Origin of the sequence: Oceanobacillus salinisoli (assembly GCF_009733865.1) — a bacterium.
Lineage (GTDB): Bacteria > Bacillota > Bacilli > Bacillales > Amphibacillaceae > Oceanobacillus > Oceanobacillus salinisoli.
In genome coordinates this window covers 1-15,440 of sequence record NZ_WOFB01000026.1, presented here as the reverse complement: position 1 = coordinate 15,440, position 15,440 = coordinate 1, and the positions used below count along the sequence as shown (strand labels likewise).

The 15,440-nt window shown below is 36.5% G+C and carries 11 protein-coding genes; 10 read left to right on the top strand and 1 reads right to left on the bottom strand.

Annotated features, from left to right (window positions below; genetic code table 11):
* Window positions 1-2: 2 nt before the first annotated feature.
* On the top strand, window positions 3-1,763 hold the full coding sequence (pyk, locus tag GMJ66_RS16615; RefSeq protein WP_156291442.1) for a pyruvate kinase: 1,761 nt from the start codon (window positions 3-5) through the stop codon (window positions 1,761-1,763).
* 656 nt (window positions 1,764-2,419) lie between these two features.
* On the top strand, window positions 2,420-2,809 hold the full coding sequence (locus tag GMJ66_RS16610; protein ID WP_156291441.1) for an FxsA family protein: 390 nt from the start codon (window positions 2,420-2,422) through the stop codon (window positions 2,807-2,809).
* A gap of 6 nt (window positions 2,810-2,815) precedes the next feature.
* Here GMJ66_RS16610 and ytvI read toward each other — a convergent pair whose 3' ends face one another.
* Window positions 2,816-3,922 (bottom strand): sporulation integral membrane protein YtvI, encoded by a 1,107-nt coding sequence (gene ytvI, locus GMJ66_RS16605; protein WP_156291440.1) that lies wholly within the window; start codon window positions 3,920-3,922, stop codon window positions 2,816-2,818.
* A 376-nt stretch (window positions 3,923-4,298) separates the two neighbouring features.
* On the opposite strand from ytvI, the gene citZ reads away from it, so the two are divergent.
* From citZ to coaE, 8 genes are all read left to right on the top strand, one after another.
* Window positions 4,299-5,420, top strand: a complete 1,122-nt coding sequence (gene citZ / locus GMJ66_RS16600; RefSeq protein ID WP_156291439.1) for a citrate synthase — start codon at window positions 4,299-4,301, stop codon at window positions 5,418-5,420.
* 116 nt (window positions 5,421-5,536) lie between these two features.
* Complete coding sequence (gene icd / locus GMJ66_RS16595) at window positions 5,537-6,808, top strand: NADP-dependent isocitrate dehydrogenase (protein ID WP_156291438.1); 1,272 nt, start codon at window positions 5,537-5,539, stop codon at window positions 6,806-6,808.
* A gap of 96 nt (window positions 6,809-6,904) precedes the next feature.
* Window positions 6,905-7,843, top strand: coding sequence for a malate dehydrogenase (mdh, locus tag GMJ66_RS16590; RefSeq protein WP_156291437.1), 939 nt, complete (start codon window positions 6,905-6,907; stop codon window positions 7,841-7,843).
* A gap of 434 nt (window positions 7,844-8,277) precedes the next feature.
* The gene (locus tag GMJ66_RS16585) at window positions 8,278-8,973 is read left to right on the top strand and encodes a response regulator transcription factor (RefSeq protein ID WP_156291436.1); all 696 of its coding nucleotides are present in this window, start codon (window positions 8,278-8,280) and stop codon (window positions 8,971-8,973) included.
* Window positions 8,970-10,337 (top strand): two-component system histidine kinase PnpS, encoded by a 1,368-nt coding sequence (gene pnpS / locus GMJ66_RS16580; RefSeq protein WP_156291435.1) that lies wholly within the window; start codon window positions 8,970-8,972, stop codon window positions 10,335-10,337. The genes GMJ66_RS16585 and pnpS overlap by 4 nt, the downstream gene beginning before the upstream one ends.
* 285 nt (window positions 10,338-10,622) lie before the next feature.
* Window positions 10,623-13,262, top strand: coding sequence for a DNA polymerase I (gene polA / locus GMJ66_RS16575; protein ID WP_156291434.1), 2,640 nt, complete (start codon window positions 10,623-10,625; stop codon window positions 13,260-13,262).
* A gap of 145 nt (window positions 13,263-13,407) precedes the next feature.
* Window positions 13,408-14,241 (top strand): DNA-formamidopyrimidine glycosylase, encoded by an 834-nt coding sequence (mutM, locus tag GMJ66_RS16570; RefSeq protein WP_156291433.1) that lies wholly within the window; start codon window positions 13,408-13,410, stop codon window positions 14,239-14,241.
* Window positions 14,242-14,246: 5 nt separating this feature from the next.
* On the top strand, window positions 14,247-14,846 hold the full coding sequence (gene coaE, locus GMJ66_RS16565; protein ID WP_156291432.1) for a dephospho-CoA kinase: 600 nt from the start codon (window positions 14,247-14,249) through the stop codon (window positions 14,844-14,846).
* Window positions 14,847-15,440 lie beyond the last annotated feature (594 nt).

The window sequence follows — 15,440 nt, the reverse complement described above, 5'->3', positions numbered from 1 at the left end:
AAATGAGAAACACGAAAATTGTTTGTACGATTGGACCAGCTTCAGAGTCCATTGAGACGTTAGAAAAACTAATTGATTCTGGAATGAATGTGGCACGCCTGAACTTTTCCCATGGAGATTACGCTGAGCATGGTGCGCGTATCGAAAACATTCGAAAAGCAGCAGACAATAAAAGCAAGACCGTTGCCATTCTATTGGATACGAAAGGCCCTGAAATTAGAACTGGTAATTTTAAAAATGGGCAGGATGAAATCGTTGCAGGAAATACAGTATATATTTCCATGAACGAAGTAGAAGGGACAGCAGAACGTTTCTCAGTTACATATGAAGGTTTAATTGACGATGTTCATGAAGGTTCAAAAATTTTGCTGGACGATGGTTTAATTGAATTAGAAGTAGTTGCTATTGATAAAAAAGCTGGTGAAATTAAAACAACAGCATTAAATAGTGGAACAATTAAAAACAAAAAAGGTGTTAACGTACCAAATGTATCTGTGAAACTTCCGGGAATTACAGAAAAAGACAAAAATGATATTCAATTTGGTATTGAGCAAGATGTAGACTTTATTGCAGCATCCTTTGTTCGCCGTGCCTCCGATGTGTTGGAAATCAGAGAAGTATTAGAAACGAATAACGCAAGCCATATTAAAATCATCCCTAAAATTGAAAACCAAGAAGGTGTGGACAATATTGACCGCATATTGGAAGTAAGTGATGGACTCATGGTTGCAAGAGGAGATTTAGGGGTAGAGATCCCTGCAGAAGATGTGCCACTTGTTCAAAAACAATTAATTAAAAAATGCAATAATGCTGGGAAACCTGTCATTACAGCAACTCAAATGCTTGACTCCATGCAGCGCAACCCGCGTCCAACTAGAGCAGAGGCTTCCGATGTTGCAAATGCTATTTTTGATGGGACAGATGCTATTATGCTTTCTGGTGAAACAGCAGCAGGCAGCTATCCGGTTGAGTCTGTACAAACGATGAATAACATTGCACTAAAAGCTGAATCAGCATTGGATCATAAAGTCATTTTAGATGATCGTTCCAAAAATGTAGATATGACAATTGCTGAAGCCATTACTCAATCTGTATCCCATACTGCGATGAACTTAAATATTGATACAATTATTGCTCCAACGGAAAGTGGTCATACAGCAAGAATGATTTCGAAATATCGTCCTAAAGCTTCTATCTTAGCTGTAACATTTAACGAAAAAGTAAATCGTCAACTTTCCCTAGTATGGGGGGTACATGCTGTAGTAGGTAAAGAGGCACGTTCAACAGATGAAATGCTGGATATTGCAGTTGACCGTGGATTGGAGACAGGCATTTGCCACCGTGGCAACCGTGTTATTATAACTGCAGGAGTACCGGTTCGAGAAAGCGGAACAACGAATTTATTAAAAGTTCATGTTATTGGTGATGTTGTTGCCAAAGGTCAAGGTATTGGCAAACGAAGTGCATACGGAAAAGCCGTTCTTGTTAAAAACGCTCAAGAAGCAAATGAGAAAGTTCAAGACGGAGACATTGTTGTTGCATATGGTACAGACCGTGATATGATGCCTGCATTAGAAAAAGCCAGTGGTATCGTAACAGTAGAAGGTGGATTAACTTCCCATGCTGCTGTAGTTGGCTTAAATCTAGGAATCCCAGTAATTGTTGGCGTTCAAAATATCTTTGATGTGCTTGAAGAAGGCCAGGAAATAACGATTGATGGTACAAAAGGCGATGTTTATAAAGGACATGCTAAAGTGCTGTAATCTTTGATGTTATTATAAAGATTGGGTTAACAATAGAAATCGGTAAATATAATGCCGGTTTCTATTATTTCATGGATTGGAAGTATGAATATAGCATAGGAAATTCACCGTAGTAAAATAATAAATCAAAAAGTAATAGATAAAATAACACATTTGCTAAAGGATGAGTGAATGTGTTATTTTTTTTACAAGTTAAAAAGTAAAATTTATTGCTTTGATGTCTATCTAGCACTATCCATGACCAGGAATGTATAAAATCCTAATAATGAGAGATTGTTTCTTTAGACCCTTTTTGTAAGTTTTGTTTTTTGATAGTCGCAGTTGTTATAAGTACGAACTAGTATAGTGCTCCTCTGTGGGATAAGAGGCATCGGTGAGACACCTAAAGAAGACAGCACGAGTAGGCTCACCAACCGCCCTATGGTGCGCGTAGTGTATTTCCGTAGCGGTATTTTAGCTCCAACAAATATAAAGTTAGTTCGCAGTTTATGTATTTTGCGTCAAAAATAACATTTTTAGAAAATAGTTTTTTTACACATTAACAGGTGTGAGAAAATATAAGATAAACGATACATTCACAAAAAGACGAGTGAATGTAAGTTTTTCTAATTATCATTTATGGAATGTTAGTGTAATTCAAAGGAGGATTTACACGTATGCGCTGGCTATTTTTACTTTTATTGATTCTTCCAGCAACGGAAATTGGTGTATTTATATGGGTTGGTGGAATGATTGGTCCATTGTGGGTCGTTATGCTTATTTTGATGACTGGCATCGTTGGTGTTACAATTGCAAAGAGACAAGGCATGGAAACATGGAATCGAGCAAGAATTCTTATGAATCAAGGACAGGCCCCTACAGAGCAAATTGTGGATGGTGTCTGCATCTTTATTGGTGCAGTATTTTTATTATCGCCAGGTTTTATAACGGACATAGTCGGTTTCACTTTTGTCCTACCCATAACGAGAAAACCATTAAAAAGGGCAATTTTTCTTTTTATTAAACGCAAAATTGACAATGGCACGATCATTTACCGGAAATGGTAGATAAATTTATCCTTTAATAAATGCCCACAACCATCGAAATGCTCCTGTTTGATAAAGAGCTTGGATGAAGATAAGGACGGCGGGAGCAATTAACAGACCGAATAGTCCCCAAATTTGCAATCCGATAAAATAACCAACCAACGCAAAAAGTGGGTGCAGCCCCATATTGGAAGATAAGATTTTTGGTTCCAATATTTGTCTGCTGATAATAACGACCATATATAGAATGGTTAATCCGATAGTTAATGGGTAGTTTCCGCTAATAAATAGATAAAAAATCCACGGTACAAAGATAATCCCGGTACCAACATAGGGGATGAGATCAACGAGTGTGCTAAGTGCCGCTATCGTTAAAGCATGCTCGACTTCTAAAATAACTAGACCAAGAAATATAATGATACCGGACAGGCTGATTAAAATAATTTGGGCCCTGAAAAATCCCCCAAGCGCTTTTTTTAAATGAGCGCCTATTTTTTTTGTGGAACTGTTTATATTTGCAGGAACCAACTTTTGCGTTTGTCCCTTTAATGAATACCAATCATTGGATATGAGAAATGTCCCCAGGATAATAAATATAAAAATGGTGATAGAATTGGGCAATAAAGAGAGTATACTTGGTATATTTAATAATGACTCCTGTAAGATTGCTGAACCGGTAGTTGCAATGTGATTAAGTAATTCATTTAAACTATTTTTGATAGAATCCTGCTGTGAGGAATCCAATGATATGAAATAGGATAGAATGCTCTCCTGGATAGGTAATATTTTTGTATTATAAAATATTTCCACATAATGTACAAAATCCTGAAAATATCCTGGTATTTTTTCTGCCAGAAATATAGTCCCCTGATAAATCTCCATGATAATAACAAAAAGCATCCCGATGAAGAGCATAAATATACTGCAAATAACTGTAATCGCAGCTAATCCCCTTGGAAAATGCAATATATTTTGGAAAAAATTAACAAATGGATTGATGATAAAAGCAAATAGAGCAGCCAGAAGTAATGGATAAATATATGGTAGTGTTAAAGTTATTGCGACGTAACAGCCAGCAACTACACTAATTACGATCAAAAAACGAAATAATTGCATCAAATGTTGTTTATACATTTGTCTGATCCTCCGATATAACTGCTTGTACTTTTTCTTCTTATATACTTATATATGTTGAATCAGCTTAAAATAGACGTAAGAATGGAGGGGGATAATTTTTAATTTTCAGTTTATGTCGCTAAATAACCACATCTCAATCCACTAATTACGTTATTTTAAAAAAATTAAACGGTTTCAATTCACATTACATTCATAATACTTTATAATTAGATTTGGGGGGCAATATTTATAGAATACGATAAGATTATATCGCTAATCTAAAAATCAAATAGTTGTGATATTTCGTTAAATACGAATAAATGTTATAATAAATATAAATATTGTCAGAAAGTTGTTTATTAGACAGCAATATACAGAAAAGGAGAGGGTTCTTATGACAACAACTACTAAAGGGCTTGAAGGGGTAGTAGCATCTAGGTCACAAATCAGTTCTATCATTGATGACCAGCTTACTTATGTAGGGTATATGATTGATGATTTGGCAGAGAATGCTAGTTTTGAGGAAGTAGTTTTTCTATTATGGAATAAGAAGTTGCCTAACCAAAAAGAGCTGGATGCTATCAAAAAGGATTTGGCCGCTAATATGGAAGTTCCAGAACAAATCTATAATCATTTAAAATCATATGATTTGTCGAAGGTTCATCCTATGGCCGCTTTAAGAACTGCTGTTTCTCTTCTTGGTTTATATGATGAAGAAGCAGACGTAATGGAAGCGGATGTAAACGAACGAAAAGCAATTCGTATTCAAGCAAAGATTGCAACAGTCGTTACAGCTTTTGCAAGAATCCGTAATGGTCAGGAACCGGTTAAACCGAAAAAGGATTTAAGCTATGCAGAGAATTTCTTATATATGCTAAATGGAAAAGAAGCAAATGACATTGAAGTGGAAGCGATTAACAAAGCCTTAGTATTACATGCAGACCATGAATTAAATGCATCTACATTTACTGCCAGAGTATGTGTGGCAACGCTATCAGACATTTATTCTGGTATTACTGCAGCAATTGGAGCATTAAAAGGTCCATTACATGGTGGTGCCAACGAAAATGTAATGAAAATGCTTCTTGAAATTGGGGAAGAAGAAAATGCGATTCCTTATGTCGAGAAAAAGCTGGCAAATAAAGAAAAAATAATGGGTATGGGACACCGAGTTTACCGAAATGGTGACCCGCGTGCCAAGCACCTAAAAGAAATGTCAAGACAATTAACGAAGCTGACTGGTCAGGAAAAATGGTATAATATGTCGATAAAAATTGAGGAGTATGTAAAGGAAAAGAAAGGACTTCCAGCAAACGTGGATTTCTACAGTGCTTCTGTTTATCATAGTTTAGGTATTGATTATGATTTATTTACCCCAATTTTTGCAGTTAGCCGTACCTCTGGGTGGTTAGCTCATATATTAGAGCAGTATGGAGACAATCGTTTAATCCGTCCGCGTGCAGAGTATATCGGCCCAGACAAACAAAAATATGTTTCTGTTTCACAACGTGGTTAATTCGCAGTTTTCAGAGGTTTTTATTTTACCAAAATATACGAATCTATTAGAATAGTTTGTGGAATAGCTGGTTGACCCAACTATTTACACCGCACAACAATAGGAGGTATTTGTTCATGACACAAGGAGAAAAAATTATTGTAGAAAATGGAAAAATGAATGTATCAAATCATCCGGTAATCCCATTTATTGAAGGGGATGGGACTGGTCCCGATATTTGGGCAGCATCAAAACGTGTTATCGAGGCTGCAGTAGAAAAAGCATACGATGGGGAGAAAGAAATAGAGTGGATGGAAGTATATGCTGGTGAGAAAGCCTATAATAAAACCGGTGAATGGCTTCCACAGGATACACTGGACAAAATAAATGAATACAAAATCGCTATTAAAGGTCCGTTAACAACACCTATTGGCGGTGGAATCCGCTCATTAAACGTTGCACTTCGTCAAGAACTGGATTTATTTACATGTCTACGTCCAGTACGTTATTTTGACGGTGTTCCTTCACCAGTTAAACGCCCAGAGGATGTCAACATGGCTATTTTCCGTGAAAACACAGAGGATATCTATGCTGGTATTGAATGGCAAAAAGGATCAGATGAAGTAAAGAAAGTGATTGAATTCTTACAAAATGAAATGGGAGTTCATAAAATCCGTTTCCCGGAAACTTCTGGTATAGGTGTAAAACCAGTTTCCGAAGAAGGAACGAAACGTATAGTACGTGCTGCAATCCAATATGCTTTAGATGAGGGACGTAACAGTGTTACTTTAGTACATAAAGGTAACATCATGAAATTTACTGAAGGAGCATTTAAGCAATGGGGTTATGAAGTAGCTGAAGAAGAATTCGGTGATAAAGTATTTACATGGGCTGAATACGACCGCATTGTAGAAAATAAAGGTAAGGATGCGGCAAATCAAGCACAGGACGCAGCTTTAGCAGAAGGGAAAATCCTTGTTAAAGATGCCATAGCTGATATTTTCTTACAACAAGTACTTACACGACCAAAAGAATTTGATGTTGTCGCTACAATGAACTTAAATGGTGACTATATATCTGACGCCTTAGCAGCTCAGGTTGGTGGTATTGGAATTGCTCCAGGTGCAAATATTAATTATGACACTGGTCATGCAATTTTTGAAGCAACACATGGTACAGCGCCGAAATATGCTGGTTTAGATAAAGTAAACCCATCTTCTGTTATTCTTTCAGCTGTTTTAATGCTTGAACATCTTGGATGGAGAGAAGCAGCAGACTTAATTACAGCATCAATGGATAAAACGATTGCATCCAAAGTAGTTACTTATGACTTCGCCCGCCTAATGGACAATGCAACAGAAGTTAAATGCTCAGAATTTGCAGATGAACTAATTAAGAATTTAAAATAAATATATAACACATGTTGTGATAAGAAATCGGCTGCAAACCGGTTTCTTATCATGTTTGTTTTTCTGTTTACTATACAACAAAAGGGGATAGTAAAAATGGGATTAAAACGTCATAAAATTTCCGTAATTGGTTCTGGTTTTACTGGAGCAACGACAGCGTTAATGATTGCACAAAAGGAATTAGGTGATGTCGTACTAGTGGACATTCCCAATATGGAAAATCCAACCAAAGGTAAAGCACTTGATATGGCAGAGGCAGCTCCAGTTCAAGGATATGATGCAAGGGTAACAGGTACTGCGGATTATGCGGAAACTAAAGATTCGGATCTTGTGATTATTACTGCTGGGATTGCTCGTAAGCCTGGTATGAGTCGTGATGATTTAGTAAATACGAACGCAAGAATTATGAAGTCGGTTACACAGGAAATTGTGAAATATTCTCCGGATACAACTATTGTAGTCTTAACAAACCCTGTTGACGCAATGACATATACCGTTTATAAAGAGTCAGGTTTTCCAAAAGAACGCGTTATCGGTCAATCTGGTGTGCTTGATACAGCAAGATTCCGTACATTCGTAGCAGAAGAGCTAAATCTTTCCGTTAAAGATGTCACAGGATTTGTTTTAGGTGGGCATGGAGATGATATGGTTCCGCTAATCCGTTACTCTTATGCTGGTGGAATTCCGTTAGAAAAACTAATTTCGAAAGACCGCTTGGATGAAATCGTACAACGTACACGTACTGGCGGTGGAGAGATTGTAAATCTATTAGGTAATGGAAGTGCTTATTACGCACCCGCAGCTTCCTTAACGGTAATGGCTGAAGCTATTCTTAAAGATCAGCGCCGCGTATTGCCGGCAATTGCGTATCTTGAAGGGGAGTATGGTTACAACGATATTTATTTAGGTGTACCAACTATCCTAGGTGGAAATGGTATCGAAGAAATTATTGAATTGGATTTAACAGACGAAGAAAAGGCGGCATTAGACAAATCTGCTGATTCCGTTAAAAGTGTACTACGTGTCTTAAAATAGTTATTTATCACTTGATTAACTGACTGTAAGACCACTCTTGTGGTGCTAACATTAAAAAGAATAGAGTGGATAAATTTTAGCAAGAAGCAGACTCGCTATAACTAAAATTTATACATCATCCGTTTAGGAAAAACTTGTATTTGCTAAAGGAGCAAATATGAGTTTTTCTAATTTTTTGTGTAAAATTTTATTTACAAAGTCTTATAATGGTTCGCAGAAATTTGATTCAATGGTAAGATGAGGAAGTAGAGAATTTGATATATTTCTACTTTTGTCACGTCTTATCTGGCGGGTAGACCTTCGATTCAGAATTGAAAGGTAAAACAGAAGTTGTGGTTGGATCTGCCAATAAGAACGGATCGGTTTCATTACCATTTAGTGGGGGTGAACAAACCTACTGAATGAGTTTCACTTTATTGATGGGGGTATTTTACGTGAATCAGAAAATTCTTATTGTTGACGACGAAAAATCAATTGTAACATTACTAAACTATAATATCGAAAAAGCTGGATTTATAACCGATGTTGCTTATGATGGACTAGAGGCCATCCAAAAAATTGAAAGCAATGATTATGATTTAGTTGTGTTGGATCTAATGCTCCCTGGTTTGGATGGTATGGAGGTTTGCAAACATTTACGAAATAATAAAATAGATATACCAATATTAATGCTAACAGCAAAAGATGACGAATTTGATAAAGTACTGGGTTTAGAACTTGGTGCAGATGATTATTTGACAAAACCGTTTAGCCCGAAAGAAGTAATTGCAAGAATTAAAGCGATATTACGCAGAACGAAGAAAGCAGCAACGAACAATTTTAGTACAATTCGTATCGGGGATTTATTGATATATCCTGAGAGATATGAGGCGGAAATCAATTCCAATTTAATTACCTTTACCAGAAAAGAATTTGAATTACTCTATTATCTTGCTACTAATAAAGGGAAAGTGATTTCCAGGGATCAGTTATTAAGTGGGGTTTGGGATTATGACTTTGTTGGAGATACACGTATAGTGGATGTACATATAAGTCATTTAAGAGAGAAGATAGAACCGAATTCCAAGAAACCTATATATATAAAGACAGTTCGCGGTTTAGGATATAAGCTGGAGGAACCAGCAGGATGAAGGATTTACTTAAAAAGCCAGTAATCAATTATGTTATTTTATTTTTGGTTGTCACTCTATTAACTGGATTATTATTATTTCCTATTGTAAATAATGTGATCTTGCTTTCTTCTATTTTATTAATCAACTTTATAATTATATTGGTTTTTTTACAATTTCATTTCACAAATTATTTGAAACCATTAAAAAAAGCAATAAAGACATTAAGTGAGATTAATAAAGGGAATTATCGGGCAAGATTTCATTATACTTCCAATAATTTATTAAGTGAATTAAGCTATAAAATCAACTCACTGGCAAGAAATTTAAGTGAATATTCCATTCAGGAAAAAATGCAGCGTGAACAATTGTCTACGATTATCGACAATACGGATAACGGACTGGTATTAATAGATGATAAAGGATATATCCATTTAGTAAATCGTAAATTTTTATCTATGTATGGGCGTACTTCCAAAGATTATAATGGATATCTTTATTATGATGTACTGGAAGAAGAGGTATTTCATGATACGGTTCAACAAGCCTTTTTGTACGAAAAAAATGTTAAAAATGAGTTTTCCCACTACATAGGAATTGATAAATTATATTATGAAATTGTTGGTGTACCGGTTTTTAACGAAAAAAACCGATTAAAGGGTGCAGTACTTGTTATACATGACATTACAGAAATGAAAAAATTGGAGTTAATGCGCAGAGACTTTGTAGCAAATGTTTCACACGAACTTCGAACACCAATTACATCTATTAGGGGATTTGCAGAGACTTTATTAGAAGACGATTTAAATAATAAAGAGGCCGAAAAAGAATTTATCAAAATTATTTATAACGAAAGTGACCGCATGCAGCTCCTGATTGAAGATTTACTTACCCTTTCCCGATTGGAACAGGAGAACTTTCAGCTTGTTTTAAATAAAATTGAGGTCAATGATTTACTAAAAGATATTATCCCATCCTTCCAAATAAAAGCTAAAGAGAAAGAATTAGATTTTACACATTCCATTGAAAACAACCTTCATTTTAAAGCAGATAAAGAAAAGGTCAAACAAATCATCATTAACTTACTGGATAATGCCATGAATTATACACCGGATAAAGGGAAGGTTTTCTTATCTGTTACATCAACCGAAGAATATGTACATATAAAGGTTTCTGATACAGGAATGGGGATTGAAAAGAATGATCTACCTCGTATTTTCGAGCGGTTCTACCGTGTGGATAAAGCAAGAAGCAGAAATACAGGCGGTACAGGTTTAGGGCTTGCCATTGTTAAGCATATAGTTGATGTCCACGATGGTAAAATTGAAATGGACAGTGAAGTAAACAAAGGAACCAATGTCCACGTTTATTTACCGAAGAAATAACATTCTCTTTTTTAACGAGAGTAACGAGTTCAGTTATTCATGGCTTACAGTAAATGATATACAGATTAGGGGTACAAACTATGCGGTTTGTACTCCTTTTTACGTTAGAAAAGTATTGCCAGCTCCTTTTTTAACAGTGTCTTACAATTTTTACGGCTTGTTATTATCATGTAGAGGGTGTTTTTTCTCTATCTGTACCATATACACCCCTTCTAACATTTTTATTTCCCATTAGTCAATGATAAAATGAAAGATAAGTGTAATGAAAATGGAGGATTTATTAATATGTCTACGAAAAAGCTAGTATTAATTGATGGAAATAGTATTATTTATCGTGCGTTCTTTGCATTGCCTTTGTTGAATAATGATAAAGGGGTTTATACGAATGCGGTTTATGGATTTACAACCATGCTTATGAAAATTTTACAAGAAGAAAAACCAACCCATTTATTAGTTGCGTTTGACGCAGGGAAAACAACATTTCGTCATGAGACATACCAAGAATATAAAGGTGGGCGCCAAAAAACCCCGCCAGAGCTATCAGAACAATTCCCGGTATTAAAGGAATTACTGGACGCGTTTCAAATAAAGTATTATCAACTGGATCAGTATGAAGCAGACGATATTATCGGAACCCTTTCACTGCAAGGAAAAGAAAGTAACTTTGATGTTACTGTCATTTCCGGAGATAAAGATATGCTGCAGCTTGTATCTGAACAAGTAACTGTGATCGTCACAAAAAAGGGTATTAGTGATGTTGAGAAATATACTCCGGATCATTTAATGGAGAAGATGGAAGTGACACCTGAGCAAATTATCGACTTAAAGGCGTTGATGGGAGATAGTTCAGACAATATTCCAGGCGTTCCCGGTGTTGGACAGAAAACGGCTGTGAAGCTCTTGAAACAATATCCGACATTGGAAGAGCTATATGAACATGTGGATGAAGTTAGTGGTAAGAAATTGAAAGAAAAATTGATTACATATAAAGATGATGCATTTATGAGTAAGAAGCTTGCTACGATTAACCGAAACTCACCAATTGAAGTGACAATAGAGGATATTGTCTATGAAGGATACCAGGAAAGTAAAGTTAGTACCATGTTTAAGGAACTTGGTTTTTTATCCTTGTTGGATAAAGTATCTAGTAATGATTCGGGAGAAGGGGAAGCAATAGAATTAAAAGAAATTGATTTTTCCGTTGTTGATGAAGTGAAGGAGGGTATGTTCACTGGCCAAGATGCTTTTGTCGTCGAAATGCTCGGAGATAACTATCATAAAGAAGAGATATTAGGATTTGGAATTGCAAATGAAAACAAAAAATACTTTGTACCGCTCGAAATTGCCTTACAGTCTGATACATTTAAACAATGGGCAGAGGACAGTACGCAAGAAAAATATGTTTTTGATGCAAAAAAAACATTAGTATCCCTGTTGCGTCATGATATTCACTTGAGGGGCATTGGCTTCGATATGGTATTGGCATCGTATTTGTTGAATCCATCAGAAAATAACCATGATATTCCTGCAATAGCAAATCGTATGGGAAAAACAGATGTATTATTTGATGAAGAAGTGTATGGAAAAGGTGCCAAAAAGAAAGTCCCGGAACAACCCGAATTGTCCGAACATATTGTACGTAAAACAAACACATTATATGTGTTAAAAGAGAAGATGGAAGAAGAATTAAAGACAAATGAACAATATACACTGTTGAAGAAATTAGAAATGCCGCTAGCACTGATTTTAGGTGAAATGGAGCATCAAGGGGTAGTGGTTGATATTGATCGGATCAAGGAAATGGGGGAAGATCTAAAGGACCGTTTAAATACACTGGAGAAAGAAGTATTTGAATTGGCAGGTGAAACATTCAATCTGAATTCACCGAAACAGCTGGGACCAATTCTTTTCGAAAAATTAGGGCTGCCAGTCATCAAGAAAACAAAAACAGGATATTCCACTGCAGCGGATGTGCTGGAACAATTGAGAGATGAACATGAAATTATACCTAAACTGCTTCTGTACAGACAATTAGGGAAGCTGCAATCCACCTATATTGAAGGTTTGTTAAAAGTGATTCATAAGGATACGAATAAAGTGCATACCCGATTTAATCAAGCATTAACTCAGACAGGAAGATTAAGCTCCATTGATCCCAACTTGCAAAACATTCCTATTCGACTGGAGGAAGGAAGGAAAATTCGAAGAGCTTTTGTACCTTCCAAAAAAGATTGGATCATGTTTGCAGCAGATTATTCACAAATCGAACTTCGTGTATTGGCACATATTGCAAATGATGAAAAATTAGTCCAAGCTTTTCAAAATGACTTGGATATCCACACACAAACAGCTATGGATGTTTTCCATGTTGAGAATGAGGAAGTAACTCCAAATATGCGCAGACAGGCTAAAGCAGTTAATTTTGGGATTGTCTACGGGATAAGTGATTATGGTTTATCACAAAATTTAGGGATTACAAGAAAAGAAGCTAAGCAGTTTATTGATCGCTATTTTAATATTTATACAGGGGTAAAAACCTACATGGAAGACATTGTCCAGGAAGCAAAATTACACGGCTATGTCACAACGATTATGAATCGCAGAAGATACTTGCCAGAGATTACAAGTCGAAACTTTAATGTAAGAAGTTTTGCCGAACGCACGGCCATGAACTCTCCAATTCAAGGGAGCGCGGCAGACATTATTAAAAAAGCTATGATTGACCTGAATGAAAAACTGAAAGTAGAAAAAATGCAAGCGCGAATGCTCCTCCAGGTCCATGACGAATTGATTCTGGAAGCACCGAGAGAAGAAATCGATAAGCTAAAAGAAATCGTCCCTGCTATGATGGAAAATACCGTGGAATTAAGAGTTCCCCTTAAAGTGGATTATGCATACGGTGAGAGCTGGTTCGATGCGAAATAAAGCCGTCCGTTTTGGCGAAGCAACTATTGTGAGTGCAGGGGGAACTTTCGTACGTTGCTGGATGTTAGGCTAGAAGTGGGTAATATTTAATAACTAATTATGGCTATAAGAATTTATAGTTTTAAAATAAGGAGTAAGAACGAACATGCCTGAATTACCGGAAGTAGAAACAATAAGAAAAACATTAATACCTTTTGTAACCAATAAAACGATAAAAGAAGTGAATGTATACTGGCCAAAGATGGTTAAAGAGCCTGACGATGTCGAACAGTTTAAACAAATCCTTCAAGGACAAACCATTCAAAAAATCGGAAGAAGAGGTAAATTTCTCTTGTTTTATATGATGGAATATGTTCTCGTTTCTCATTTGCGTATGGAAGGAAAGTATCGGGTAGTTCCATCAGGTGAACCAGTAGCTAAACATACACATGTTATTTTCCGTTTTACAGATGGAGAAGATCTCCGGTATAACGATGTTCGTAAGTTCGGTACGATGCATGTTTATCCCATTGGACAGGAATTTCAACATAAGCCGTTAAACAAACTGGGACCAGAGCCTTTTGATCAATCATTTACGTCAGATTATTTGTATCAAAAATTAAAAAGGACTGAACGGTCTGTAAAAGCCGCTCTCCTGGATCAGTCGATTGTCACTGGACTAGGCAATATTTATGTGGACGAGGCATTATTTCGTGCAGGTGTTCACCCTGCTAAAAAAGCAAATAAATTAACAAAAAGAGAAGTGGAAAGGATTTGGGAACAATCAATCCAGACACTAAGTGATGCCGTAAAGCAAGGTGGTACAACGATTCGTTCCTATGTGAATGGACAAGGTGAAATGGGAATGTTTCAACAGGAATTGTTCGTATATGGACAGGAAAACAAGGAATGTAAACATTGCGGAAGTCCGATTATAAAGATAAGAGTCGCAGGGCGCGGCACCCACATTTGTACAACATGCCAAAAAGATAAGGGGTGAATGTTATGGCGTTAATTATTGGTCTTACAGGGAGCATAGCAAGCGGAAAAAGTACGGTTAGTTTAATGTTTGATGATTTTCAAATACCTGTTGTAGATGCAGATAAAATTGCAAGAGAAGTAGTTTATCCTGGTGAAGAAGCATATAAAGAAATCATTGAGTTATTTGGACAGGAAATTCTTCGGGAGGATAAAACATTAAATCGGAATAAGCTAGGGGAAATCGTATTTACGGACAAAGATAAGTTAAATATGCTAAACGGTATTGTCCATCCCGCCATTCGAAAAAGAATGCTGGAAAAACGAGATGCGTTTGTAGAGGATGGTGCTTCCAGTGTTGTTCTGGATATTCCCTTACTGTTTGAAAGCAAACTTGAACATTTTGTTGATAAAACGATTGTCGTTTACGTCGATGAAGATGTTCAATTACAACGTTTAATGGAAAGAGATGGCTTTACTGAAAAGGAAGCAAGACAGCGGATTAGCTCACAGATTCCAGTAAAGAAAAAAGCGGAAATAGCTGATGCAGTCATTAATAACAATGGCAGCAAGACGGAATCGTATGAACAATTAGAGAAGATTTTGCGGAAATGGAATGTGTTATAAATGAAGGGGCTTGGGGACTTTACTAGAACACTAAAAGCGAATGATTTCATGATAAGGAAGAATAAAAGGCAAGGCTCATTTCGTAAGTTTTGTTGTTCTTATAATGTTCAGTAGATATAAACTGCGATGTATTTATCACGTGATTAACTGGCTGTAAGACCCTTAACCAGAAGAATTCAAGATGCCTCAAGAATTATAAGTGGGGGTCGGGCAGGCAGTAAACTCTTGATTCGCTCATCTAACAATCAGTGGGGGATGAAAAAAACCCCCACTGATTGAAGATTCACTTTATAAATGATTTTGGAACTTAGTCTACCGCTCATTAATCTTTTCGGTAGGGTTGTAACCGTGTCCCAATCTTTTAAACTCGGCCTTATAAGAGGTTGTTCAAAAAGTCCGGTGAAAAGGACACATCGATAGGTCTACTAAAACCGCCCACGTCCTGTGGGCAACGTAGAAGTCACCACAACACGCGCAAGCTCGTTGGCTCGCTTTTCCGTTGCTCACGTATTAATTGCATACGCTCCGCTACTCAACTCTTCGCCGCCTCGAACTTCTCGGTCCTTTTCATCCTCCTTTATGAACACGCACTAT

Coding starts and splice junctions, on each gene's coding strand:
- pyk (WP_156291442.1), top strand. CDS start 3: ATGAGAAACACGAAAATTGTTTGTACGATTGGACCAGCTTCAGAGTCC.
- GMJ66_RS16610 (WP_156291441.1), top strand. CDS start 2,420: ATGCGCTGGCTATTTTTACTTTTATTGATTCTTCCAGCAACGGAAATT.
- ytvI (WP_156291440.1), bottom strand. CDS start 3,922: ATGTATAAACAACATTTGATGCAATTATTTCGTTTTTTGATCGTAATT.
- citZ (WP_156291439.1), top strand. CDS start 4,299: ATGACAACAACTACTAAAGGGCTTGAAGGGGTAGTAGCATCTAGGTCA.
- icd (WP_156291438.1), top strand. CDS start 5,537: ATGACACAAGGAGAAAAAATTATTGTAGAAAATGGAAAAATGAATGTA.
- mdh (WP_156291437.1), top strand. CDS start 6,905: ATGGGATTAAAACGTCATAAAATTTCCGTAATTGGTTCTGGTTTTACT.
- pnpS (WP_156291435.1), top strand. CDS start 8,970: ATGAAGGATTTACTTAAAAAGCCAGTAATCAATTATGTTATTTTATTT.
- polA (WP_156291434.1), top strand. CDS start 10,623: ATGTCTACGAAAAAGCTAGTATTAATTGATGGAAATAGTATTATTTAT.
- mutM (WP_156291433.1), top strand. CDS start 13,408: ATGCCTGAATTACCGGAAGTAGAAACAATAAGAAAAACATTAATACCT.
- coaE (WP_156291432.1), top strand. CDS start 14,247: ATGGCGTTAATTATTGGTCTTACAGGGAGCATAGCAAGCGGAAAAAGT.